Raw genomic sequence first — 24,384 nt, 5'->3', positions numbered from 1 at the left:
TTTTCGTAGTACTCCGGGAGTGAGATGCGCGTCTCTTGACAGAGGACCGCTCCGCGGCGAAACCCGCACTCCAGGGCGATCGGCCAGGCATTTGCCCGGAATGCTGCTTTACATTTCGCCGCATTGTCACTATTCCGGGTAGTACCGGACAGAACGCCTGTGCAGCATGTCACCGGGGGCGGCATGTGCCGCTTCAGAAATGTGGCGCAGGCCTCTAGGCGCCTACCGTCCGGTAACCCTACGGTTCACCTCGCGTCACCCTCGCACACGAGCATGCACACGCCATGTTGGCAGCGTCACGGACGTGAGAGGACCCCCACGACATGAGAAGCCGACGCCCCTGGTTGCACCGCGTATCGGTGACCGCCGTCTCCGCGGCCGCACTGACGGTCCTGGCCGCACCCGCCGGGGCCACACTCCCCGCAGGCTCGCCCACGGCCGTCACCGCGGCCCCCGCCGCCGCCGCGGAAGACGTCGACTACGACACCTGGCAGCGCGACTGCCGGGCGGTCATGGAGCAGGCCCTGCCCTATGTACGGCAGCGGACAGCGGACGCCGGGCCGGGCGAGAAGCAGGCCATCGTCCTGGACATCGACAACACCGCCCTGGAGACCGACTTCGGCTTCAGCTTCCCGCAGCCTGCCAACGATCCGGTCCTGGAGGTCGCCCGGTACGCCGAGGAACGCGGTGTCGACCTGTTCTTCGTCACCGCCCGCCCCGGCATCATCTACGCACCCACCGAGTGGAACCTCGACCGGGCCGGCTACGAGTCCTCCGGCCTGTACGTCCGCGGCTTCCTGGACCTCTTCAAGAACGTCGCCGACTACAAGACCGCCCAGCGTGTCGCCATCGAGCGCAAGGGCTACACGATCATCGCCAACATCGGCAACAGCCCCACCGACCTGTCGGGCGGCCACGCCGAGAAGACCTTCAAGCTGCCGGACTACGACGGTCAGCTCTCCTGAACGGCCCGTAGCCGCGGACAGCCGCGGACAGGGCCCGCGTGCACACCCGCCGCGTGCGCAAAGGGGTCTGCCCCGGGACTCATGTCCCGGGGCAGACCCCTTCTCCGCACAGGCCGGACGCGGCGGCTACACGTCCTTGCTCAGGTTCGGGCCGGCTCCGCCGGCCGCCTGCTCGATCGGCGGGACGTCGGGCAGGGCCGACTTCTCCTCACCGCGGAAGGTGAAGGTCGCGGACTCGCCCTCGCCCTCGATGTCGACGACCACGATGTGACCGGGACGCAGCTCGCCGAAGAGGATCTTCTCCGACAGCGAGTCCTCGATCTCCCGCTGGATCGTCCGGCGCAGCGGCCGGGCACCCAGGACCGGGTCGTAGCCCCTCTTGGACAGCAGTTCCTTGGCGGGCTGGGACAGCTCGATGCCCATGTCCCGGTCCTTCAGGCGCTCGTCCACCTTCTCGATCATCAGGTCGACGATCTTCAGGATGTCGTCCTGCGTGAGCTGCGGGAAGACGACCACGTCGTCGACGCGGTTGAGGAACTCGGGCCGGAAGTGCTGCTTGAGCTCGTCCGAGACCTTGTTCTTCATCCGGTCGTAGTTGGTCTTCGTGTCGCCCGCGGCGGCGAAGCCCAGGTTGAAGCCCTTGGAGATGTCCCGGGTGCCGAGGTTGGTCGTCATGATGATGACCGTGTTCTTGAAGTCCACGACCCGGCCCTGGGAGTCGGTCAGGCGACCGTCCTCCAGGATCTGCAGCAGCGAGTTGAAGATGTCCGGGTGTGCCTTCTCGACCTCGTCGAAGAGGACGACCGAGAACGGCTTGCGGCGCACCTTCTCCGTCAGCTGACCGCCCTCCTCGTAGCCCACGTAGCCGGGGGGCGAACCGAAGAGGCGCGAGACCGTGTGCTTCTCGCTGAACTCCGACATGTCGAGGGAGATCAGCGCGTCCTCGTCGCCGAAGAGGAACTCGGCGAGCGCCTTGGAGAGCTCGGTCTTACCGACACCGGACGGACCGGCGAAGATGAACGAGCCACCGGGACGCTTCGGGTCCTTCAGACCGGCACGGGTGCGGCGGATCGCCTTGGACAGCGCCTTGACGGCGTCCTTCTGGCCGATGACCCGCTTGTGGAGCTCGTCCTCCATGCGCAGCAGGCGGGACGACTCCTCCTCCGTCAGCTTGAAGACCGGGATGCCGGTCGCCGTGGCGAGGACCTCGGCGATCAGGTCGCCGTCGACCTCGGCGACGACGTCCATGTCGCCGGCCTTCCACTCCTTCTCCCGCTTCGCCTTCGCGGCGAGGAGCTGCTTCTCCTTGTCACGCAGGGAGGCGGCCTTCTCGAAGTCCTGCGAGTCGATCGCGGACTCCTTGTCCCGGCGGACACCGGCGATCTTCTCGTCGAACTCGCGCAGGTCCGGCGGCGCGGTCATCCGGCGGATACGCATCCGGGAGCCGGCCTCGTCGATCAGGTCGATCGCCTTGTCCGGCAGGAAGCGGTCCGAGATGTAGCGGTCGGCCAGCGTCGCCGCCTGGACGAGGGCCTCGTCCGTGATGGAGACGCGGTGGTGGGCCTCGTACCGGTCACGGAGACCCTTGAGGATCTCGATCGTGTGCGGCAGGGACGGCTCGGCGACCTGGATCGGCTGGAAGCGGCGCTCGAGGGCCGCGTCCTTCTCCAGGTGCTTGCGGTACTCGTCCAGGGTGGTCGCACCGATGGTCTGCAGCTCACCGCGCGCCAGCATCGGCTTCAGGATGGAAGCGGCGTCGATGGCGCCCTCGGCGGCACCCGCACCGACCAGCGTGTGCAGCTCGTCGATGAACAGGATGATGTCACCGCGGGTGCGGATCTCCTTGAGGACCTTCTTCAGGCGCTCCTCGAAGTCACCGCGGTAGCGGGAGCCGGCGACCAGCGCGCCGAGGTCCAGGGTGTAGAGGTGCTTGTCCTTGAGGGTCTCGGGCACCTCACCCTTGACGATGGCCTGGGCGAGGCCCTCGACGACAGCGGTCTTGCCGACGCCGGGCTCACCGATCAGCACCGGGTTGTTCTTGGTACGGCGGGACAGCACCTGCATGACCCGCTCGATCTCCTTCTCGCGCCCGATGACCGGGTCGAGCTTGGACTCACGAGCGGCCTGGGTGAGGTTCCGGCCGAACTGGTCGAGGACCAGGGACGTGGAGGGCGTGCCCTCCGCGGGACCGCCGGCGGTGGCGGTCTCCTTGCCCTGGTAGCCGGAGAGCAGCTGGATGACCTGCTGCCGCACCCGGTTGAGATCGGCGCCCAGCTTGACCAGGACCTGGGCGGCGACGCCCTCGCCCTCGCGGATCAGGCCGAGCAGGATGTGCTCCGTGCCGATGTAGTTGTGCCCGAGCTGGAGGGCCTCGCGGAGCGACAGCTCCAGGACCTTCTTGGCACGGGGGGTGAAGGGAATGTGACCCGACGGGGCCTGCTGGCCCTGCCCGATGATCTCCTCCACCTGCTGGCGGACCGCCTCGAGCGAAATCCCGAGGCTCTCAAGGGCCTTGGCGGCGACACCCTCACCCTCGTGGATCAGGCCCAGGAGGATGTGCTCGGTGCCGATGTAGTTGTGGTTGAGCATCCGGGCTTCTTCCTGAGCCAGGACGACAACCCGCCGCGCACGGTCGGTGAACCTCTCGAACATCGTTAATCGCTCCTCAGAGCGGTCAGGCAGTGGGGGGAACTTCCCCTCCCTGTCCTTCCGCAGCTTAGTCCCGCAAGCGGGGACCGCTCATTCCGACTGCCGACACCGTCGATGGCCTCCAGACCCCGCTCACGCCGACACTTCCTCCAACCCGATGGTGCGAGACGATGTTCCCGCAGGCCAGGCAGTTACCCTCATCGCCAGTACGCCGATGGCGAACGGAAAATGTTCCGGGCCGCGTGTCGTCCCCTCCCACTAGGGATGTCTTACCCGCTGCTACGGACAGTCCATGCCGAGTGCACGGGTTCCCTCCGCTACGGGCGAACAACCTTGCGCCACCCCACACCCCCGCACGCCCCCCTGTTCGACACTCTGCGCATCCACATACACGCCCAGCGTAACCCTCCGTGCCTTCCCGTGGTTGCGCGGAGCATGGCTGACATTCCCTCCGCCGGTGTCCCGCTCCCCCGCCGGCCGCTCACGCCGAGTCACGACGAGGTCAGGCTCTGGTACGAGAACGTGCTGGGCTGGCCCACGGTGCCCGGCGTCCCGGTGCGGCTGGCGGTGGGGGTGCTGTTCGACGTCCTCGACGTGCCCGCCGCGGCGGGGTACGCGGCGCTGGAGTGCCTGGAGCCCCCGGAGCACCCCGAGTGCGCGGGGCGGCCCGAGCGTCCTCGCCGCCGCCTGGAAGGGCCACCATGCCCGGGGCGCTGTGGGCGGGCCTTCCCGGTGGCGCTGTCCGGCGGCAGGATGCGGCTGCTGGTGGCCGCGGGCAGCGCCGAGGAACTGCCCGGGCTGCTGGAGTGGCTGGACTGGGGCGCACCGCTGGAACTGGACCTGAGGGCCATCGGGGCCGGGGGTTCCATGGACGCTCCCCGTCCCCACACCTCCGGCGCGCGGAGCGGTTCGCAGGGGGCCGCCGTGTGGCTGCGGCCCCCCGGGCCGGGATGCGAGGCCGTGGCCCCGCTGCCGACGCTGTCGGCGATGGGCACGAGGGGCGTCAGGGGGAACTGTGCCGGCCCCCCGGATCTCGTGCGGCTGGTGAACACCGTGGCGACACACGTCCACCGGATTCGGCTGCGGCGCCCGCGCACGGCCGCCGCCGCAAAGACCGACGGTCAGCCGTTGGCCTTTTCATAGGCTTCACGGATGGCCGCCGGAACACGCCCGCGGTCGTTGACCTCGTGGCCGTTCTCCTTCGCCCAGGCGCGGATGGCCGCGGTGTCCTGGCTGCCTCCGGAAGAAGCACGCGCCTTTCCGCGCCCGCCCGAAGCACGGCCACCGGTACGACGGCCGCCCTTCACGTAGGGCTCGAGAAGGCCGCGGAGCTTGTCCGCATTGGCAGTGGTGAGATCGATCTCGTACGTCTTGCCGTCCAACGCGAACGTCACGGTCTCGTCCGCCTCGCCACCGTCGAGGTCGTCGACAAGAAGGACCTGAACCTTCTGTGCCACCGGATTTCCTTTCATCGATAACCTGAGGGCCGCGGTGTGCCGGCGTCCGCCGTATGACCGCCCCTTGTTATATGCAGTACTGCAGTACTCCGGAAAGCAAACCGCTTTTGCCGTAAAAACACAAACCCCTGGCAGAGACCCGATGCCCTCAGCGGGTACGGAAACATGCGCGTTTCGGACATAGGGCACCGGGGCAAGGGCGGGAGAGCTGTGCGGAATCGCCCGGCGATCACAGATGCAGAAGCATCCGGCTGTTGCCCAAGGTGTTCGGTTTCACGCGTTCGAGACCGAGGAACTCCGCGACGCCCTCGTCATAGGAACGCAGCAGCTCCGCGTACACATCGGTGTCGACCGGGGTCTCACCGATCTCCACGAAGCCGTGTCTGCTGAAGAACTCCACTTCGAAGGTCAGACAGAATACGCGCCGAACACCGAGCCAGCGGGCCGTCTCCAGCAACTTCTGCAGCACCCGGTGCCCCACGCCGGCGCCCTTGAGTCCCGGCTTCACGGCCAGAGTGCGGACTTCCGCGAGGTCTTCCCACATGACGTGCAGGGCGCCGCAGCCGACGACCTCGGCGTCGTCGTCCCGTTCCGCCACCCAGAACTCCTGGATGTCCTCGTAAAGGGTCACCGTCGCTTTGTCGAGCAGGATGGCGCCGCGTACGTAGGTGTCAAGGAGACGGCGTACGGCCTGCACATCGCTGGTACGGGCCCGCCGGACCGTGATGGCATTTGCGGTGACTTCGGGGCTGTCTGCTGACATGAGCGGACGCTATCGTCCGCCGTGGTCCTCGGCGGAGCCGGGGTTCTCGGTGGTGGTTTCCGGAAGCTGGACGATCCGGATCGCGTCGGTGAGGGCCCGGCGCTGTTCCTCGCTCATCATGCCGAAGAAGGCGACGAGAGCGGCGGCGGGGTTGTCGCTCTGCGACCACGCCTCGTTCATCAGCGCCGCGGCGTAGGCGGCACGAGTGGAGACCGCCTCATATCGATAGGCACGGCCTTCGGCTTCTCGGCGCACCCAGCCCTTCTGATGGAGATTGTCCAGAACGGTCATCACCGTGGTGTACGCGATGGACCGTTCCTTCCGCAGATCCTCCAGGACCTCCCGAACGGTCACCGGGCGGTTCCACTTCCACACCCGCGTCATGACCGCGTCTTCGAGTTCTCCCAGGGGGCGAGGCACACCTCAGAACCATAGTGGGATATCCCGCGCATCGCGTGCGGACAGGAACCATCGGGGCAAACAAGCACAAAAGGGGCGCACGAGAGTACGTCTCGTGCGCCCTGAGGGGTGTTGCGGCCGGCCGCGCCCTCCGCCCGGCGGTCAGACCTCGGCCCTGGTGGAGGTACCGGCGCCCTCCGTCTTCGCGAGGGCGGCGTCGACGGCGGCGTCCTCCTTGGCCTTGTTGGCGCCGCCCTGGGTCTTCACGATCACTCGGATGACGCCGATGAAGAGGATGGCCATGACCGTCGGGGGCAGCAGCGCGGAGACGTAGTCCATGGCTCCAGGGTAGCCATGGGGAGCGGTCAGCCGGCGGCCAGGTGCTCCCCGGGGGGCGGCGGGGCGGGCTTGCGGCGGGGGAAGACCTCGCCGGGGGTGGGGACGGGGCGGCGGGTGGGCTTGGGCGCGCCGGGGGCGGGTGCGGGCGTGGGGTTCGGTGCGGGATGGGGCGCGGGCTTCTCCGCCGGCCTGTCCCGGCCCTGATCCTGGCCCCCCGCGATGGCTGCCCGGCCTCCGGGGAGCGCCGTGAGGCGGCTGCGTTCGCACCCGCGCAGGAGGGCCGCCGCGGCGGGGTTGCCGCGCAGAGCCCGGAGGGCGGCCAGATCGTCGGGGTGCGGACGGTATCCCGCACCCAGCGCCTCCTCCAGGAGCGCGAGATAGCCGGCGGCGGTGCCGGGGAGGGCGGCGCGGTAGCGGCCGAGGTCGGCCAGGAGGAAGGCGCGCATCCGGACACTCTCCCGCGTCGCCTCGTCGAGGGAGTCGGCGAGACTGAGGCAGTCCTGGACGTCGTCGGCCGTGGCGGGGGTGGGGTGCAGGGCCAGGGCGAGGGCGCGGCGGAGCACGCGCAGCTCCTCCGCGCCGAACGCCATGCCGCCGCGGGATCCGTAGGGCGTGGGCATGGTCCGACAATACGCGCTAATCGGACAAACAACGTGAAGGGGGCCGCGGTGTGGCGCCGGGTGCCACCCGGGTGGATGGGGACCGGACAGGTCCGGGCAGGGGAGGTCCGCCTCGAGTGACCCGCGACGAGGCCGTCGCCCTCTTCGAGGCCGGGGGCCCGCCGATCGCGACCACCACGAAGCCGCCCCTGCCCGGCACCGCGCTACATACGCGACACGTTCCGCTCGTACACCAGGCGGAGCCCGATCAGGGTCAGCCACGGCTCGTGCTCGTCGATGACCGAGCTCTCGCCCAGCACCATCGGCGCCAGCCCGCCCGTCGCGATCACCGTCACGTCCTCGGGATCGTCCGCCAGCTCCCGGGCCATCCGGTGGACCACGCCGTCGACCTGACCGGCGAAACCGTAGATGATGCCGGACTGCATCGCCTCGACGGTGTTCTTCCCGATCACGCTCCGTGGCCGCGCCACCTCGATCTTGCGCAGCTGCGCGCCGCGGACGCCGAGCGCCTCGACCGAGATCTCGATCCCGGGCGCGATGACACCCCCGACGTACTCCCCGCGGGCGCTGACCGCGTCGAACGTCGTCGCCGTGCCGAAGTCGACGACGATGGCCGGGCCGCCGTAGAGGTCGACCGCTGCGACCGTGTTGATGATGCGGTCCGCGCCGACCTCCTTGGGGTGGTCGGTGAGGATCGGCACGCCGGTCTTCACGCCCGGCTCCACGAGCATCGCGGGCACGTCCCCGTAGTACCGGCGGGTGACCTCGCGCAGTTCGTGCAGCACGGACGGGACCGTCGCGCAGATGGCGATGCCGTCGATGCCGTCGCCCAGTTCGTCGCCGAGGAGCGGGTGCATGCCCATGAGGCCCTGGAAGAGGACCGCGAGCTCGTCCGCCGTGCGGCGCGCGTCCGTGGAGATCCGCCAGTGCTCGACGATGTCGTCGCCGTCGAACAGGCCCAGGACCGTGTGCGTGTTGCCTACGTCGATCGTCAGCAGCATGGCCCGTCCTACTCCGTCGCTCGCAGGTCGAGGCCGATGTCGAGGATCGGCGAGGAGTGGGTGAGGGCTCCCACGGCCAGGTAGTCGACGCCCGTGTCGGCGTACGCCTTGGCGTTGGCGAGGGTGAGGCGGCCGGAGGCCTCCAGGGCGGCACGGCCGTCGACGAGCGCCACCGCCTCCGCGCACTCCTGCGGGGTGAAGTTGTCCAGCAGGATCAGGCCGGCGCCGGCGTCCAGCACCTCGCGGAGCTGGTGCAGGGTGTCGACCTCGACCTCGATGGGCACGTCGGGGAAGCGTCCGCGGACCGCGGTGAAGGCCTCGGCCACGCCGCCCGCCGCCACCACGTGGTTGTCCTTCACCAGGGCGGCGTCCGAGAGGGACATGCGGTGGTTGATCCCGCCGCCGCAGCGCACGGCGAACTTCTCCAGGCTGCGCAGGCCGGGTGTGGTCTTGCGGGTGTCGCGGACCCTCGCCCCGGTGCCCTCCAGGGCGTCCGCCCACGCGCGTGTGGCGGTCGCGATGCCCGAGAGGCGGCACAGCAGGTTCAGCGCGCTGCGTTCCGCGGTGAGGATGTCGCGGGTGCGGGTCGTGACGGAGAGCAGGGTCCGGCCGGCTTCGACGCGGTCGCCGTCCTCCGCATGGCGCTCGACCTCGAACTCCTCCGTGCAGACGATCGACAGAACCGCCTCGGCGATCCTGAGGCCCGCCACCGTGCCCGCTTCCCGCGCGGTGAAGTCGGCGGTGGCGACAGCGTCCTCCGGGATGGTCGCGACCGTGGTCACGTCCACGCCGTGGGCCAGATCCTCCTGGAGGGCCACGTTGGCGATGTCCTCGACCTCCACGGGGTCGAGACCCGCGTCGGCGAGGAGCTGGGCGAGCGCGGGGTCGAGGCCGCACTCCAGGTAGGTCTCCTCGCCGGCGCCGCAGGCACAGCCGTCGCCGCAGCCGCCGGAGGAGACGAGGGGGAGGTCGGGGGAGGTCACTGCTGTCACTGCTCCTGGGACTGGGGGAGGGTCGGGGGGAAGTCTGTGGTGCCGGTGGTGTGCGCCGCCAGCGATCGGTCCGGATCCAGCGTGACGACGATGTGGCGGCGCCAGTTCGGGTCGTCGCGCTCCGGGTGGTCCTCGCGCCAGTGGCAGCCGCGGGTCTCCTCGCGCCGCCGCGCGGCGTCGACCAGGACGCGGGCCACGCACAGGAGGTTGGTGGACTCCCAGGTGTCGACGCCCGGCTCGGCGGTCTTGCCGTTCTCCTCGAGGGCCTCGCGCGCGTCGGCGTGCAGCCGGTGGAGACGGTCGGCCGCCTCGGAGAGGGAGGCCTCGGACCGCAGTACGCCGGCCCCCCTGGTCATGATCCGCTGGATGGTGAGCCGGGACTCCGGGGGGAGGAGGGGGTAGGCGGGGCGCTCCGCGGCGGGCAGCGGCTGCGGCACACGCGGGTGGAGGGTTCCGGCGCGGGCGATGTCGGCGGCGATGCGCTCGGCGTAGACCAGGCCTTCGAGGAGGGAGTTGGAGGCGAGGCGGTTGGCGCCGTGCACGCCTGTGCAGGCGACCTCACCGCACGCGTACAGGCCGGGCACGGTGGTGCGGCCGTGGGAGTCGGTGCGGACGCCGCCGGAGGCGTAGTGGGCGGCCGGGGCGACCGGGACGGGCTCGGTGACCGGGTCGATGCCGTGGGCGCGGCAGGCGGCGAGGATCGTGGGGAAGCGGTGTTCCCACATCTCGGCGCCGAAGTGGCGGGCGTCCAGGTACATGTGTTCGGCGTCCTGCTCCCGCATCCGCCGCATGATGCCCTTGGCGACGATGTCGCGCGGGGCGAGTTCGGCGAGTTCGTGCTGCCCCCGCATGAAGCGCACGCCGCCGGCGTCCACCAGGTGGGCGCCCTCGCCGCGGACCGCCTCGGAGACCAGGGGCTGCTGGCCCTCGGCGTCGGGTCCGAGGAAGAGGACCGTGGGGTGGAACTGGACGAACTCGAGATCGCTCACCTCGGCTCCCGCGCGCAGCGCGAGGGCCACGCCGTCGCCCGTGGACACGGCCGGGTTGGTGGTGGCCGAGAAGACCTGGCCCATGCCACCGGTGGCCAGGACCACGGCGGGGGCGTGGACGGCCCCCACCCCGTCGTGCCGGCCCTCACCCATCACGTGCAGGGTGACACCGGCGGTGCGGCCCCCGGCGTCCGTGAGGAGGTCCAGGACGAGGGCGTTCTCGATGGTGCGCAGTCCCCGCGCGCGGACCGCCTCGACGAGAGCGCGGGAGATCTCCGCGCCGGTGGCGTCGCCGCCCGCGTGGGCGATGCGGCGGCGGTGGTGGCCGCCCTCCCGGGTCAGTTCCAGGGCACCGTCGGTGGACTCGTCGAAGTGCGCGCCGGTCGCGATGAGACGGCGTACGGCGTCGGGGCCCTCGGTGACCAGGATGCGGACCGCCTCCTCGTCGCACAGGCCCGCGCCGGCGACGAGGGTGTCGTCCTGGTGCTGCTCGGGGGTGTCGCCCTCGCCGAGCGCGGCGGCGATCCCGCCCTGGGCCCAGCGGGTGGAGCCGTCGTCGAGGCGGGCCTTGGTGACGACCACCGTGCTGAGGCCGGCGGCCTCGCACCGCAGGGCGGCGGTCAGGCCGGCGACGCCGGAGCCGACGACCACGACGTCCGCGTCGATGGACCACCCGGCCGCGGGCGCGTGGAGACGGGGGCGAGGTGCTCGCGTTCGAGGGTGATGGGCGACGGGCGGGCGTATGCCTGTGCTGGTCACGAGTCGGCTCCGAGGCTTGCGAAGGTCAGCGGGATGTTGTCGATCAGCCGGGTGGCGCCCACCCGGGCGGCGACGGCGAGGACGGCCTCGCCGGTGAAGCCGTCGGAGATCTCGGTGAAGCCGGACGGGTCGACCAGGGCCAGGTAGTCGAGGACGAGGGGCGGGTCGAGACGGGCGGCCTCGTCGAGGACCTGGCGGGCGGCGGCGCGGATGGCCGCCGGCCCGCCGGCGGTGGTGGCGACGGCGTGCGTGTCGGCCGCCGCGCGGGACTCCCCGATGGCGCTGAGCGCCTCGGCCCGGGCCCGTGTGGCGGGCACTTCACGGGCCCGCGCGCGCAGCGCCTGCTGGGCCGCGTGCCGGTCCCGGCCCGCGAACAGGGCCTGGGACAGGGCGAGCGCGGTGCGCCGCTCGGCCGTCGAGAGGTAGCGGTTGCGGCTGGACAGGGCGAGCCCGTCCTCCTCGCGGACGGTGGGGACCGCGACGATCTCGACGCCGAAGTTCAGGTCCCGCACCATGCGGCGGATCAGGGCGAGCTGCTGGGCGTCCTTCTGGCCGTAGAGCGCGATGTCGGGGCGGGTGAGGTGGAGCAGCTTGGCGACGACGGTCAGCATGCCGTCGAAGTGGCCGGGGCGCGCGGCACCCTCCAGGCGTTCGCCCATGGGGCCGGCGGTGATGCGGACCTGGGGTTCGCCGCCCGGGTAGACCTCGTCCGCGGCGGGGGCGAACACGGCGTCGGCGCCCGCCCGGCCGGCGAGCCCCAGGTCGGCCTCCAGGGTGCGCGGGTAGCGGTCCAGGTCCTCGCCCGCGCCGAACTGCAGCGGGTTGACGAACACGGTGACCACGACCTCGCCGTCGGGGCCGGCGAGCTCCCGCGCGGTGCGGATCAGCGTGGCGTGGCCCTCGTGCAGGGCGCCCATGGTCATCACGACGGCGCGGCGGCCCGCCCGCGCGCGTGCGTGCAGCTCGGCGGCGGTGCGCAGCAGGGTGGCGGTCATCGGGCGGCTCCGTTCCGGGACGCGCGCGTCGTCGTACGGCTGGGTGGGGCGGGGTGTCGTGGCGTACCGCTCACTGGTCCTCCCCCGGGAGGTCACCGGTGCCGGGGGCGCCGTCGGTGCCGGGCCCGCTCGCGCCGTCGGCGAGGACGCCGAGGAGGTCCTCGGCCAGTTCCGGCTTCAGCAGACCGTGGGCGAGGGCGCGGTCGGCGGTCGCACGGGCCATCGCGAGGTAGCCCGCGACGGCCCCCGGGGCGTGCCGCCGCAACTCGGTGACGTGCGCGGCGACCGTACCCGCGTCACCCCGCGCGACCGGGCCGGTGAGGGCCCCGTCGCCGGAGCGCAGGGCGTTGTCCAGGGCGGCGCCGAGCAGCGGGCCGAGCATCCGGTCCGGGGCCTCGACCCCGGCGGTGCGCAGCAGCTCCAGGGACTGGGCGACCAGGGTGACCAGATGGTTGGCGCCCAGGGCGAGGGCCGCGTGGTAGAGCGGGCGGTTCTCCTCGGCGATCCACTCCGGTTCGCCGCCCATCTCGATGACGAGCGCCTCGGCGGCGAGCCGCAGTTCCGGGGGCGCGGTGACGCCGAAGGAGCATCCGGCGAGGCGCTGCACGTCGACGGGGGTGCCGGTGAACGTCATCGCCGGGTGCAGGGCGAGCGGCAGCGCGCCGGCGCGCAGGGCGGGGTCGAGGACCCTCGCGCCGTACCGGCCGGAGGTGTGCACGAGCAGCTGGCCCGGCCGCACCGCGCCGGTGTCGGCGAGTCCGGAGACCAGCTCGGGCAGCGCGTCGTCCGGGACGGTCAGCAGCACCAGCTCGGACCGCTGGAGGACCTCGGCGGGCGGCAGCACCGGCACGTCCGGGAGCATCAGCTCGGCGCGTCCGCGGGAGGCTTCGGACACCGCGGAGACGGCCACCGGGCGGTGCCCGGCGAGCTGGAGGGACGCGGCCAGCGCCGGCCCCACGCGTCCGGCGCCCACGACGCCGACGGTGAGCCGCGCGGGGCGGTCCCGGGGATCGGGCTGTGAGGTTGTGTTCACGCGACGACGGCCTTCCCGTTCCAGTCCGCTCGGGGTACCGGACGATTTCTCGTCATGTTAACGCGATCGGTTCCGGGGGCGGTCGGTTGTCCACAGGCTGTGGGTTTCCGTGTGGCGTCGTGACACACACGCGTGCGGAAATGTGAGTGCCCGCACGGGCGCGGCACGGGATGATCGCGGGCATGGACCGGACGACGGACGGCAGCGACGGCAGCGACGGCACGGCGGGAGACGGCGACGAGCGCACGGCGGCGGACGGGAGACGGCCGCCCGGGGCGGAGGACGACGCCGCGGCGCGGCCGTCGCCGCGCGAACGGCGGATCGCCGCGTGGCGCGCCGCCCCGCGTGTGCTGGCGCGCCTCGGTTTCCTGGCACCCCTCGGGGAGCGGCTGGCCCTGCTGCAGGCCGCGGGCGGCGTGTACGACCTCGACGAGGACGCCGACATCTACGGCAACGGTGTCGTGGAGGCCCTGGAGCGGCGGGTCGCCGGTCTGCTGGGCACCGAGGCCGCCGCGTTCTTCCCGACCGGCACGATGGCCCAGCAGGTGGCGCTGCGCTGTTGGGCCGGCCGCACCGGCGGGACCGCGGTCGCCCTGCACCCGCTCAGCCACCCCGAGGTACACGAGCAGAACGCGTTCAGCCAGGTCAGCGGGTTGCGCCCGGTACGGATCACGAACGAGCCCCGGCTGCCCACCGCCGAAGAGGTGCGCGACTTCGGGGAACCCTTCGGGGCGCTGATGCTGGAGCTGCCGCTCCGGGACGCCGGTTTCGTCCTCCCCACGTGGCAGGAGCTGACGGAGGTGGTGGACGCCGCGCGGGAACGCGAGGCGGTCGTGCACATCGACGGGGCCCGGCTGTGGGAGTGCACCGAGCACTTCGACCGGCCGCTGGCGGAGATCGCGGACCTCGCGGACAGCGTCTACGTGTCCTTCTACAAGTCCCTCGACGCCTTCGGCGGCGCGGCGCTCGCCGGCCCCACGGGCCTGATCGAGGAGGCAAGGGCCTGGCGGCACCGGTACGGGGGCAACGTCTTCCAGCAGTTCCCGACCGCGCTGTCCGCACTGGTCGGCCTGGAGCGGGAGCTGCCCCGGCTGCCGGAGTACGTGCGGCACGCGCGCGTGGTGGCGGGCGCGCTGAGGGAGGGGCTGGAAGCGGGGGGCCTGCCCTGGTTCCGCGTCCATCCCGAGGTACCGCACACGCACGACTTCCAGGTGTGGCTGCCGTACGACGCCGAGGTCGTGGCCGAGGCGGCGATCGGGGCGGCGGAGGAGACGGGGGCGATGCTGTTCGCCGGCTACTGGGACCCGAAGGGGCCGGGGCTGTCGTTCACCGAGGTGCATGTGCGGGCGGCGGGGCTGGAGTGGAGCGCCGGGGACGTGCGGGCGGCGGCCGAGGAGTTCGCCCGGCGGCTGCTCCGCGGTTGACGCCGCCCCCGCCGCCCCTTCCCGTCCCCGGGCTGCGGCCCGGACCCCGCTCCTCACACGCCGGAGGGGCTGAGGTCAGCCCTTCCGGGAGAGGAGTCCGTCCCCGGTCGGCAGGACGGGGCGGCGGCCCGACGAGGCCACCGGCGTGACCGCGCGCCCGGTGGCCGTTCAGCCGTGTCCGCCGGCCCGGACCAGACCCGTCTCGTAGGCGAGGACGACGACCTGTACCCGGTCGCGCAGGCCCACCTTGGTGAGGATGCGGCCCACATGGGTCTTCACGGTCGCCTCGGAGAGCACCAGCCGGGCCGCGATCTCGCCGTTCGACAGACCCTGGGCGACGAGCACCATGACCTCCCGTTCCCGCTCGGTGAGCCGTTCCAGCCGCTCGTGCTCGGGCTGCTTGCCGGCGCTGGGCAGCATCGGCGCGAAGCGGTCCAGGAGCCGGCGGGTGGTGGACGGGGCCACCACCGCGTCGCCACTGTGCACCGCGCGGATCGCGGTGAGCAGCTCACCCGGCGGCACGTCCTTGAGCATGAATCCGGAGGCGCCCGCCTTCAGCCCGGAGAAGGCGTACTCGTCGAGGTCGAAGGTGGTGAGGATCAGCACCTTGGGCGGGTCGGTGTCCGCGCAGATCCGGCGGGTGGTCTCCACACCGTCGAGCTTGGGCATGCGGACGTCCATCAGCACCACGTCGACGGCGGTGGAGCGCAGCACCTGAAGGGCCTCGACGCCGTCGCCCGCCTCCGCCACGACCTCCATGTCCGGCTGGGCGGCGAGCACCATCCGGAACCCGGTGCGCAGCAGCACCTGGTCGTCGACGAGCATCACGCGGATCGTCATCGGGCCTCTTCCGTTCGGTCGTCGGGTGATCGGTGCGCCACGCGGCTGGTGACCGGGGTCGCGCCGGTGGTGGTGACAGGGGTGGTGACAGGGGTCGTGACAGGTGTCAGTGGAGGGCGTGCGTGGATGTCAGTGCGCGGGTTTGAGCGGCAGCAGCACACTGATGCGGAATCCTCCGCCCGGACGTGGTCCCGCGTCCAGGGTTCCGCCGACCATGCCGACCCGCTCGCGCATGCCGATCAGGCCGTGTCCCTCGCCGTCGAATCCGCCCTCCTCGTACAGCTCGTGGGGGGCGCCCTTGCCGTCGTCCTCCACCAGCAGTCCCAGCCCGTCGTCGAAGTACACCAGACGCACGCTCGCGCCCGCGTTCGGGCCGCCGTGCTTGCGGGTGTTGGTGAGCGCCTCCTGCACGATGCGGTAGGCGGTGAGCTCGAGGCCGCTGGGGAGCGGGCGCGGGGTGCCCTCGACCTTGAAGTCCACGGGCAGTCCGGATTCCCGGCACTGTCCGACCAGGTCCTCGATCTGCCGCACGTCGGGCTGCGGCACGTACTCCCCCGCCTCCTCGTGCTCGCCGGTGCGCAGCACGCCCAGCAGGCGGCGCATCTCGGCGAGGGCCTGGCGGCCGGTGGAGGAGATGGTCTCCAGTGCCTTCTTCGCCTGGTCGGGGGCGGCGTCGAGGACGTAGGCGGCGCCGTCGGCCTGCACCACCATCACCGACACGTTGTGCGCGACGACGTCGTGCAGTTCGCGGGCTATCCGGGCGCGCTCGGCGGCGACGGCGACCTTGGCCTGTGCCGCGCGCTCCTTCTCCAGGCGGGCGGCCCGCTCCTCCAGCTGCGCGAAGTACGCGCGGCGGGTGCGGATGGAGTCACCGAGCACCCAGGCGAGGGCGAAGGGCACGGTCTGGAAGATCGCCACGGCGATGTTCTGCGCCGTGCTCACCTCGCTGTCGGGCCAGCGCAGCTGTGCCAGCGGGGCCGCGCACAGGGCGGCGGTCAGCGCGAAGCGGGATGCCCAGCGGGCTCCGGTCGCCGCGACCGTGTAGACGATCACCAGCAGGGCGAAGTCGGAGGGCAGCGGCGCCACGTCCGTGACCAACTGGCCCGCCCCGACCACGGCCGCGAGGATCAGCATCCGCTCCGGCATCCGCCGGCGCAGCGCCACGACCAGCGACAGCAGCAGCATGACCGGCACGGTGAGGGCCGGCAGATCCGTCCCCCGGGGATCCTCCACGGCCACTCCGCCGATGAACGAAATCCCGAACAGGACCACGGCCCAGAAGCCGTCGGCCCAGGCCGGGTGTCTGCGGATGAAGTCATAGAGGCGCTGCACGTAACCCAGCGTAGGGAAGCAAAATGCGTGCAGGGGTCAACCGGAGGGTCGATCCCCGGCCGGTGCGTGTACTCCGCAAGGTGGAGGCCGGGCATATCCGCGCGCCTAGTCTGGGCCGGTGACGAGGGCGCGGACGGCGGAGGGGTACCGGTGACGGCGGGAACCGGGGAGGGCGGACGGGGCTGGCGGGCGGCGGCCCAGGACGCCCTGTACGGGCCGGAGGGCTTCTACCGCGGACCCGGGAAGGGACCGGTCGGGCACTTCCGAACCTCGGTGCACGCCTCGCCGCTGTTCGCCGGGGCCGTGGCACGGCTGCTGTGCCGGGTCGACGAGGCGCTCGGGCGCCCGGCGGTGCTCGACTTCGTGGACATGGCGGCCGGGCGGGGCGAACTGGCCGCCGGGGTCCTCTCAGCGCTGCCCGCAGGCGTGGCGGCACGCACCCGGGTGTACGCCGTCGAGCTGGCCGGACGGCCCGCCGGGCTCGATCACCGCATCGAGTGGCGCACCGGCCCCCCGGAGCGGATCACGGGACTGCTGTTCGCCAACGAGTGGCTGGACAACGTGCCCGTGGACGTCGCCGAGGTGGACGCGGCGGGTGTACCGCGGCTGGTACTGGTGCGCGAGGACGGAACCGAGCGGCTCGGTGAACCGGTCGGCGGTGCGCAGGCCGCGTGGCTGGCCCGCTGGTGGCCGCTGGGGAGCGGGGAAGGGGAAGAGGGCGGGGAGGAGGTCAGGGAAGGGGTCGGGGTCGGGGAAGGGCTCCGCGCGGAGATCGGGCTGCCCCGGGACCGGGCCTGGGCCGCCGCGGCCGGGACGCTGGCGCGCGGGCTCGCCGTAGCCGTGGACTACGCGCACACGGCGGCCGCGCGACCGCCCTTCGGGACACTGACGGCCTTCCGGGAGGGGCGGGAGACCATGCCCGTGCCGGACGGCTCGTGCGACATCACCGCGCATGTCGCCCTGGACGCGTGCGCCGCGGCCTGCCCGCTCCCCGGCGCACGCCTGCTGTCGCAGCGGGAGGCCCTGCACGCCCTGGGCCTGAGCGGCGCACGCCCCCCGCTCGCCCTGGCCTCCACCGACCCCACCGGGTACGTGCGCGCCCTCGCGCGCGCCGGGGAGGCCGCCGAACTCACCGCGCCGGGCGGACTGGGGGACTTCGGGTGGCTGGTGCAGCCGTCCGGGATCGAGGACGTGCTCGACGGCCGGCGTGCACCCGGATGAACCGTCCCGGACGCGCCCGCCCGCGTCACCCGTCCGCCCGCGTCACTTGTCCGCCCGCGTCACTTGTCGACGTCGCCCACCACGAAGAACAGCGACCCGAGAATGGCGACCATGTCCGAGACCAGCGTCCCCGGCAGCAGCTCGGTGATCGCCTGGATGTTGTTGTACGACGCCGAGCGCAGCTTCAGCCGGTACGGCGTCTTCTCCCCCTTGCTGACCAGGTAGTACCCGTTGATGCCGAGCGGGTTCTCGGTCCACGCGTACGTGTGTCCCTCGGGTGCCTTGAGGACCTTGGGGAGCCGCTGGTTGACCGGGCCCGGCGGCAGCTCGGCGAGGCGGTCGAGGCAGGCGCCGGCGAGATCGAGGGCGTTGTGGGTCTGTGCCAGGAGGCATTCGAAGCGGGCCAGGCAGTCGCCCTCCTCGCGGGTCACCACCTTCAGGACGTCACCCAGTTCGCCGTAGGCGAGATAGGGCTCGTCGCGGCGCAGGTCGAAGTCGACGCCCGAGGCGCGCCCGATCGGCCCGCTCACTCCGTACGCGTGCACGGCCGCCGGTGACAGGACGCCGACACCGCGCGTGCGGCCCCGGAAGATCTCGTTGCCGAGCACCAGGTCGTCGAAGCGGTCCATGCGGGAGCGCACGCCGGCGACCGCGCCGCGGGCACGCGTCGTCCATCCGGCGGGCAGGTCCTCCTTGAGGCCGCCCACGCGGTTGAACATGTAGTGCATCCGCCCGCCGGAGACCTCCTCCATGACGTGCTGGAGCTCCTCGCGCTCGGTGAAGGCGTAGAAGATCGGGGTGATGCCGCCGAGTTCCAGCGGATAGGAGCCGAGGAACATCAGGTGATTGAGCACCCGGTTCAGCTCGGCGAGCAGCGTACGCAGCCACACCGCGCGCTCGGGGACCTCCATACCGAGCATCCGCTCCACGGCGAGGACCACGCCCAGCTCGTTGGAGAAGGCCGACAGCCAGTCATGGCGGTTGGCCAGCACGATGATCTGGCGGTAGTCGCGCGCCTCGAAGAGCTTCTCCGCGCCCCGGTGCATATAGCCGATCACGGGTTCCGCGCTGAGGATGCGCTCGCCGTCCAGGACGAGCTTCAGCCGCAGCACGCCGTGCGTGGACGGATGCTGGGGTCCGATGTTGAGCACCATGTCGGTGCCCTCCGCCGCGCCGCCGATCCCGACCATGGTCTCCGTCGTAGGAGTCATGAACACAGTCTCCCCTACGTACGCTGGCCCCATGGAGACGGGGAGCCCGCGGGACACGGGGCCGACGGAAACGGGCACGACCGCGCGAGCGGCAGGACCGGTGGGCGGTACGGAGAAGGAGCCGGTGGGCGCGGAGCGAGGGCCGGGCGGTGCGGACGGCGAACGGGGCAGCGGGAGACAGGAGCCGGGCGGCGCGGACGGCGAACCGGTGTGGATCGCGTTGCCGCCCGGGCTGCTGAGGTTGCGGCGGCTGCTGCTGGTGGTGTGGCTGGGGCTGCTGACCCTGGCCGCCGGGCTGGTGCCGGGACTGCTGGCCGGGCCGGGCTGGGCCGCCTTCGCGGCGCTGCCGCTGGCCCTGCTGATCTGGGGCTGGGTGATGCTGGAACGGAACTGGCGCTCCTGGCGGTATGCGGAACGCGCCGACGACCTGCTGATCGGCCGGGGCGTCCTGTGGCGCAAGGAGACGGTCGTGCCCTACGGGCGGATGCAGCTGGTCGAGGTCACCTCCGGGCCCGTCGAGCGGCACTTCGGGCTGGCCAGCGTGCAGCTGCACACGGCCGCCGCGGCCACCGACGCCACCATCCCCGGCCTCGACCCGGCCGAGGCGGAACGGCTGCGCGACCGGCTCACGGAGCTCGGCGAGGCCCGATCGGCGGGGCTGTGACAACCCCGGACGTCCAGGAGGACGTACGCGGCCGGCCGGCCGTGCCCGAGAGGCGGCTGCACCCCATCACACCCTTCAGGCGGGCGTGGGCACCCGTCGCGGTGCTGTTCGGGTGGGCACTGCACGACCTCGACCAGGCGCAGCGCCAGCTGAGCCGGCTGACGACCACCACCCTGCTGGTCGCACTCGCCGTGCTCATCCCGGCCGCCGCCCTCTACGGCTTCCTGAGCTGGTGGTTCACCCACTTCTCGGTGACCGAGAGCGAGCTGCGCATCCGCACCGGGCTGCTGTTCCGGCGCACCGCGCACATCCGGCTCGAGCGGATCCAGGCCATCGACGTCACCCAGCCGCTGCTCGCGCGGGTCGCGGGCGTGGCGAAACTCAGACTCGACGTCATAGGCACCGACAAGAAGGACGAACTCGCCTTCCTCGGCGCCGACGAGGCGCGTGTGCTGCGCGCGGAACTGCTCGCGCGGGCGGCGGGGTTCGCGCCGGAGACCGCCCACGAGGTCGGCGAGGCGCCGTCCCGGCAGATGTTGCGGGTGCCACCGGGTGTACTGGCCGTCGCCCTGCTGCTGACCGGCGCGACCTGGGGCTGGCTCATCGCCGCCGCGATCGCGCTGCCGCTGCTGTGGACGGGCACCCACAGCCTGTGGACAGTCCTCGCGGCGGGCGTGCCGATGCTGGGCGCGGTGGGCGCGAGCAGCGTGGGCCGGTTCGTCACCGAGTACGACTGGACGCTGGGCGAGTCACCCGACGGGCTGCGCATCGACCACGGGCTGCTGGACCGGGCGCACGAGACGGTGCCGCCGGGGCGGGTGCAGACCGTGCGGCTCGTCGAACCGCTGCTCTGGCGGCGGCGGGGCTGGGTACGCGTGGAACTGGACGTGGCCGGGTCCTCGAACTCCCTGCTGCTGCCGGTCGCTCCGCGCGAACTCGCCGAATCGGTCGTCGCGCGGGTACTGCCCGGGGTGAGCGTGCCCGCGCGCGAGACGCTCGTCCCGCCGCCGCGCCGCGCGCGGTGGTGTGTTCCGGTGTGGTGGCGGGGTTACGGACTCGCCGTCACCGACGCGGTGTTCGCCTCGCGTCACGGACTGCTGCAGCGCAGTCTCTCCCTGGTGCCGCACGCCAAGGTGCAGAGCGTACGGCTCGTCCAGGGTCCCTGGCAGCGGGCCAGGGGTGTCGCGGACGTCGTGGTGGACACCGGCGCCAACAAGTCGGTCACGGCCCGCCTCCGGGACGCCCCGGAGGCGGCGGCCCTGCTGCGGTCCCAGGCAGAACGGTCCCGCACCGGCCGCAGGGACGCCCTCCCGGACCGCTGGATGGCCTGACCCCGAAGGCGGCGCACGCCCCCGGACACGCTGGGGACGGCCGCCTCACGCGATACCCCCGGACGTGTCGTACGCACCGGACGGCGACGGGGCCCCGCGCCGTATGTCGCGGGGCCCCGTCGCCGGTGCGGTCGGTATGTCAGGACGCCGCGCTGCGCAGGCCCTGGAGGTCGATGTGTTCCGTCTCGTCGTGTTCCGTCAGGTCGATGACCTGGCCGGTCCCGCGGGCGTCCTCGTCGGCGGGCTTGTACCGCGCCTCTGCCTCGGCCTTGTGCAGCGCGAGCGCCTCCTGGCCGACGACATCGGCGAGGTCCTCGTTCTGCACGGAGTCCAGGGCGGACCCGTCCGTCTCCTTCTTCGTCCCGAAGAAGTCGAACCCGCCCTGGGACACCGGACGCCGCACCGGCGCCGTCGGCGGTACGACCGCCACCGCGGTCGGCACGGTGAAGTGCCCGGAGGGCTGCCGCGCGTGCCGGGACGGGGGAGCGGCCGGTGTCGTGGCGGCGGCCGCGCGCTCGTGCTCGCCGACCGCCTCGGACTGCCCCTCGGCCTCGTCCTCCTGGACCGGCCTGGGCTTCCCGGTGGGCTCGGGACCGTCGTCCTCGGGGGTGCCGTCGCCCTTCGGAGGATCGTTCCGCTTCCGGAACGGCTCGCTCTGCGGGGTGACACCGGCGGGCCCGGTGCTCACGCCGTCCCGCCGGGCCGCGTCGGCTTCCTCAGCCGCCTCGGCGCTGTCCTCCGTGGCCGGGGCGTCCGTCTCCCCCGCGGGCTCGTCCGCGTCATCGGCGGGATCCACCGGACCGTCCCCGGCCGTGTCCTCGGCGTTCCCGTCGTCGTCGGCGTTCCCGGCCGTGTCCTCGGCGTCCCCGGCCGTCTCCCCGTCGTCCTCGGTCGTCTTCCCGGCCGTCTTCCCGGCGTCCCCGGCGAACCGTGACAGCGCCGCGTCGGCGCGCAGGAACAGCTGGGACCCCTCCGGTGAGAAGACCGCGGGGATCTCCGCGTCCGCCTCCCCGGCGTCCGCCCGGTCCTCCGCCGGCGTACCGGTCACCGTCTCCCCGGTCGTCTCCGGGGACTCCGGGGACTCCGGGGACTCCGGGGACTCCGGGGACTCCGGGGACTCCGGGGACTCCGGTTCGCCGGAAGCCGCCGACGAACCCGCCGGAAGCGCGCGGGCCGGAACCGTGGCCTCTATCTCGAGCACCCGGCGCTCTTCCAGGACGCTCGCCCGCTCGACCTCCGCCGCCGCGTACCGCCGCAGCAGCGACGCGTGCTCGTTGCGCAGCCCGGCGAGTTCCGCGCGCTTGGCGCGCAATCGCTGCTCCAGCTTCGTCCGCAACTCGCGCGACTCCTCGAGGTCGGACTCGAGTTCGGCGATCCGTTCCTCGAAACGCCACTCGTCGCTCGCTCGCGCACGCGTGAGATCCGCGACGCGTTTACCCGCCTGGGCATCCCAGTGCCGCATGACGACGGCGCCGATCACCGTGGTGGCCGCGGCTGCCGCGGCCACCACACGAAGCACCATCGGTTGCGTGAACACCCAGGGCCCCAGGGCGCAGAGGACGGAGACGCCTGCGATCGCCGACGGGGGCAGCATCCTGTGCAGGGGCGGGGAATGACGGTGACGTCCACGTGGCATGGCCAGAAACTTACCGCGCGTAGGCGAATCATGGTGCCCCGCCCCGTAAAAACAAAGCCACAACGCGAGTTTCACAGGCCATCAGCGAACGCGGAGCGAACGTGAATAGACACCGTGCCCAATTTCATCAAGATCGGCCCACCCGGGGAAGACGGCCCGGAAGACCGTGAAGTCGCGTCCCGCGCATTCCGCTTTCCCCGTCCCCCGCACCGCCGTCCACGCCTCCGTCCCCTCCACCCCCTCCGTCCTGTCCGTCCCCGTGCGCGGATCCGACCGTGCCGCGGAGTGAACCTCTCCTCCCGGGACGCCGTCCTAGAGGGCGCAATGTCGCCGGATGCCCGAATCGGGACCGGATCCACGGCCTCTCGCAGAACCACGGGACGCGATGTCTGTCAGGACGGGTGAGGACATGTCGGGCGGGGCACCGGAACCCGCGGGCGGACGGCGGCCCTTGGGCGGGCGTCGGGACCAGGGGGCCGGACGACCGGGCGTATGCCGCCTGCCGCGCGGGCCGCGCCCAGGGACGGTCCCCGCCCTCGCCGGCCGCGCGAGTGCCCTGGTGGGCCTCCTGGACATCGCCGGCGGCGTCCTCCCCCGTTTCCGGCACAGCCATACGTTCGCGGTCGCCGAGCTGCTGCCCGCCGCGCTCGGCCCGTTCGCGGCCGCCCTCTCGCTCAGCGCCGGCGTGCTCCTGCTGCTGCTCACGCGCGGGCTCGGACAGGGCAGGCGACGGGCCTGGCAGGGCGCCGTCGTCCTGCTTCCGGCCGGTGCGGCCGCCCAGTTCGCCTACCGTCACTCCCTCCTCGCTGTCCTCCTGCCACTCGTGCTGCTCGTCCCCCTGGTGTGCCATCGCGATCGGTTCACCGCCCCGCCCGGTCCGGGCGGCAGGGGGCGGGCACTGGCCCATCTCGTTTTGATGGGCGCCGGTTCACTGCTCCTCGGGCTGCTCGTCGTCAACGCCCATCCCGGCCCGCTGGTCGACGACCCGAGCCTCGCCGACCGCCTCACCCACGTCCTGTACGGCCTGTTCGGCTTCGAGGGCCCGGTCCACTACCGGGGAGACGCCTCCTGGACGGTCACGTTCTCGCTCGGCGCGCTCGGCCTGCTCACCGCTCTCACCACCCTCTACCTGGCCGTCCGGCCCCGGCACCCGGCGGCGCGGCGCACCGGGGACGACGAGAGGCGGCTGCGCGCCCTGCTCGCCCGGCACGGTGCCGGCAACTCCCTCCGCCACCTCGCGCTGCGCCGGGACAGGGCCGTCGTCTTCTCCCCCAGCGGCAAGGCCGCGGTGACCTACCGCGTGGTCGCCGGGGTGATGCTGGCCGACGGCGACCCGGTCGGCGACGCCGAGGCCTGGCCCGGTGCCATCGAACGCTTCATGGACGAGGCCAGGGCCCACTCCTGGACCCCGGCCGTCATCGGCTGCTCGGAGACCGGCATCGCGGTGTGGCACCGCGAGACCGGGCTCGACGCCCTCGAACCCGGCGACGAGGCGGTCATGGGCAGCGCGGCATTCCCCCTGGCCGGCCGCGCGACCCGCGGCACCGGCGGTGCGGGAACCGGGCGGGGAGGGCGGGAGGAGAAACGGGGAAAACGGGAGGAGAGGCGGAGAGGGCGTGCAGAGGGGCAGGGCGAGGGCCGGATCGGGAGAACCTCGTGAAGTCCGCCGCGCGGCCCGCGTCCCCTGACGGCGGGGGAATCGACCCGCGCACGGGCGGAGGGCCCCCCGCGCGACAGGGGCAGCCCCCGCGCAGCGCCGTGGCC

At 72.4% G+C, this 24,384-nt stretch carries 21 protein-coding genes and 1 pseudogene; 7 read left to right on the top strand and 15 right to left on the bottom strand.

Features of this window, described 5'->3' with window-relative positions; translation table 11 throughout:
• The first annotated feature begins 323 nt into the window (after positions 1 to 323).
• Entirely contained in the window at positions 324 to 965 is a 642-nt protein-coding gene (locus HTV45_RS22790) for an HAD family acid phosphatase (protein ID WP_215207698.1), read from the top strand.
• Between the two features lie 126 nt (positions 966 to 1,091).
• On the opposite strand, the gene HTV45_RS22785 is transcribed toward HTV45_RS22790, so the two are convergent.
• Positions 1,092 to 3,617 (bottom strand): ATP-dependent Clp protease ATP-binding subunit, encoded by a 2,526-nt coding sequence (locus tag HTV45_RS22785; protein WP_215207697.1) that lies wholly within the window; start codon positions 3,615 to 3,617, stop codon positions 1,092 to 1,094.
• 432 nt (positions 3,618 to 4,049) lie between these two features.
• Between HTV45_RS22785 and HTV45_RS22780 the strand changes: the two genes are divergently transcribed.
• On the top strand, positions 4,050 to 4,757 hold the full coding sequence (locus tag HTV45_RS22780; protein ID WP_215207696.1) for an SCO3374 family protein: 708 nt from the start codon (positions 4,050 to 4,052) through the stop codon (positions 4,755 to 4,757).
• On the opposite strand, the gene HTV45_RS22775 is transcribed toward HTV45_RS22780, so the two are convergent.
• The 10 genes from HTV45_RS22775 to HTV45_RS22730 all read right to left on the bottom strand — a co-directional run bounded on the left by HTV45_RS22775 (position 4,736) and on the right by HTV45_RS22730 (position 12,961).
• Complete coding sequence (locus HTV45_RS22775; RefSeq protein ID WP_215207695.1) at positions 4,736 to 5,071, bottom strand: Lsr2 family protein; 336 nt, start codon at positions 5,069 to 5,071, stop codon at positions 4,736 to 4,738. The genes HTV45_RS22780 and HTV45_RS22775 overlap by 22 nt on opposite strands.
• Before the next feature lie 229 nt (positions 5,072 to 5,300).
• Positions 5,301 to 5,834 carry an amino-acid N-acetyltransferase gene (locus HTV45_RS22770; RefSeq protein ID WP_215207694.1) on the bottom strand — a complete coding sequence of 178 codons (534 nt, stop codon included), beginning with the start codon at positions 5,832 to 5,834 and terminating at the stop codon, positions 5,301 to 5,303.
• Between the two features lie 9 nt (positions 5,835 to 5,843).
• Entirely contained in the window at positions 5,844 to 6,254 is a 411-nt protein-coding gene (locus HTV45_RS22765; RefSeq protein WP_308309729.1) for a BlaI/MecI/CopY family transcriptional regulator, read from the bottom strand.
• Between the two features lie 141 nt (positions 6,255 to 6,395).
• Complete coding sequence (locus HTV45_RS22760; RefSeq protein ID WP_215207693.1) at positions 6,396 to 6,572, bottom strand: hypothetical protein; 177 nt, start codon at positions 6,570 to 6,572, stop codon at positions 6,396 to 6,398.
• A 26-nt stretch (positions 6,573 to 6,598) separates the two neighbouring features.
• Positions 6,599 to 7,192 (bottom strand): hypothetical protein, encoded by a 594-nt coding sequence (locus HTV45_RS22755; RefSeq protein WP_215207692.1) that lies wholly within the window; start codon positions 7,190 to 7,192, stop codon positions 6,599 to 6,601.
• A 203-nt stretch (positions 7,193 to 7,395) separates the two neighbouring features.
• Positions 7,396 to 8,193, bottom strand: coding sequence for a type III pantothenate kinase (locus HTV45_RS22750; RefSeq protein WP_215207691.1), 798 nt, complete (start codon positions 8,191 to 8,193; stop codon positions 7,396 to 7,398).
• Between the two features lie 8 nt (positions 8,194 to 8,201).
• Positions 8,202 to 9,176, bottom strand: coding sequence for a carboxylating nicotinate-nucleotide diphosphorylase (nadC, locus tag HTV45_RS22745; protein WP_215207735.1), 975 nt, complete (start codon positions 9,174 to 9,176; stop codon positions 8,202 to 8,204).
• 5 nt (positions 9,177 to 9,181) lie between these two features.
• Positions 9,182 to 10,918: an L-aspartate oxidase gene (locus tag HTV45_RS22740; RefSeq protein WP_215207734.1), complete on the bottom strand. Its 1,737-nt coding sequence runs from the start codon at positions 10,916 to 10,918 to the stop codon at positions 9,182 to 9,184.
• Positions 10,919 to 10,929: 11 nt separating this feature from the next.
• Positions 10,930 to 11,928, bottom strand: a complete 999-nt coding sequence (panC, locus tag HTV45_RS22735; protein WP_215207690.1) for a pantoate--beta-alanine ligase — start codon at positions 11,926 to 11,928, stop codon at positions 10,930 to 10,932.
• A gap of 70 nt (positions 11,929 to 11,998) precedes the next feature.
• Positions 11,999 to 12,961, bottom strand: a complete 963-nt coding sequence (locus HTV45_RS22730; RefSeq protein ID WP_215207689.1) for a Rossmann-like and DUF2520 domain-containing protein — start codon at positions 12,959 to 12,961, stop codon at positions 11,999 to 12,001.
• Positions 12,962 to 13,143: 182 nt separating this feature from the next.
• Between HTV45_RS22730 and HTV45_RS22725 the strand changes: the two genes are divergently transcribed.
• On the top strand, positions 13,144 to 14,385 hold the full coding sequence (locus HTV45_RS22725; protein ID WP_215207688.1) for a low specificity L-threonine aldolase: 1,242 nt from the start codon (positions 13,144 to 13,146) through the stop codon (positions 14,383 to 14,385).
• Between the two features lie 168 nt (positions 14,386 to 14,553).
• Here the strand turns inward: HTV45_RS22725 and HTV45_RS22720 are convergent, their stop codons facing one another.
• Positions 14,554 to 15,225 carry a response regulator transcription factor gene (locus HTV45_RS22720; protein WP_215207687.1) on the bottom strand — a complete coding sequence of 224 codons (672 nt, stop codon included), beginning with the start codon at positions 15,223 to 15,225 and terminating at the stop codon, positions 14,554 to 14,556.
• A 129-nt stretch (positions 15,226 to 15,354) separates the two neighbouring features.
• The gene (locus HTV45_RS22715) at positions 15,355 to 16,557 is read right to left on the bottom strand and encodes a sensor histidine kinase (RefSeq protein WP_215207686.1); all 1,203 of its coding nucleotides are present in this window, start codon (positions 16,555 to 16,557) and stop codon (positions 15,355 to 15,357) included.
• 150 nt (positions 16,558 to 16,707) lie between these two features.
• Between HTV45_RS22715 and HTV45_RS22710 the strand changes: the two genes are divergently transcribed.
• Positions 16,708 to 17,778: an SAM-dependent methyltransferase gene (locus HTV45_RS22710; RefSeq protein ID WP_215207685.1), complete on the top strand. Its 1,071-nt coding sequence runs from the start codon at positions 16,708 to 16,710 to the stop codon at positions 17,776 to 17,778.
• A 59-nt stretch (positions 17,779 to 17,837) separates the two neighbouring features.
• Here the strand turns inward: HTV45_RS22710 and HTV45_RS22705 are convergent, their stop codons facing one another.
• Positions 17,838 to 18,989, bottom strand: a complete 1,152-nt coding sequence (locus HTV45_RS22705; protein ID WP_215207684.1) for an NADH-quinone oxidoreductase subunit D — start codon at positions 18,987 to 18,989, stop codon at positions 17,838 to 17,840.
• Between the two features lie 31 nt (positions 18,990 to 19,020).
• Between HTV45_RS22705 and HTV45_RS22700 the strand changes: the two genes are divergently transcribed.
• Positions 19,021 to 19,653, top strand: a complete 633-nt coding sequence (locus HTV45_RS22700; protein WP_251692582.1) for a PH domain-containing protein — start codon at positions 19,021 to 19,023, stop codon at positions 19,651 to 19,653.
• Positions 19,650 to 20,984 carry a PH domain-containing protein gene (locus HTV45_RS22695; RefSeq protein ID WP_215207683.1) on the top strand — a complete coding sequence of 445 codons (1,335 nt, stop codon included), beginning with the start codon at positions 19,650 to 19,652 and terminating at the stop codon, positions 20,982 to 20,984. Before HTV45_RS22700 ends, HTV45_RS22695 begins: the two co-directional genes overlap by 4 nt.
• Before the next feature lie 139 nt (positions 20,985 to 21,123).
• Here the strand turns inward: HTV45_RS22695 and HTV45_RS22690 are convergent, their stop codons facing one another.
• Positions 21,124 to 22,620 carry a hypothetical protein gene (locus HTV45_RS22690; protein ID WP_251692581.1) on the bottom strand — a complete coding sequence of 499 codons (1,497 nt, stop codon included), beginning with the start codon at positions 22,618 to 22,620 and terminating at the stop codon, positions 21,124 to 21,126.
• A 409-nt stretch (positions 22,621 to 23,029) separates the two neighbouring features.
• On the opposite strand from HTV45_RS22690, the pseudogene HTV45_RS22685 reads away from it, so the two are divergent.
• Positions 23,030 to 24,160 (top strand): annotated as a pseudogene (locus HTV45_RS22685) (phosphatidylglycerol lysyltransferase domain-containing protein); the annotation flags it as partial.
• Positions 24,161 to 24,384 lie beyond the last annotated feature (224 nt).

It is taken from the genome of Streptomyces sp. CHD11 (genome assembly GCF_018638295.1).
GTDB lineage: Bacteria > Actinomycetota > Actinomycetes > Streptomycetales > Streptomycetaceae > Streptomyces.
Note: the sequence above shows the minus strand (reverse complement) of the source record. Positions and strands in the feature narration are given on the sequence as shown.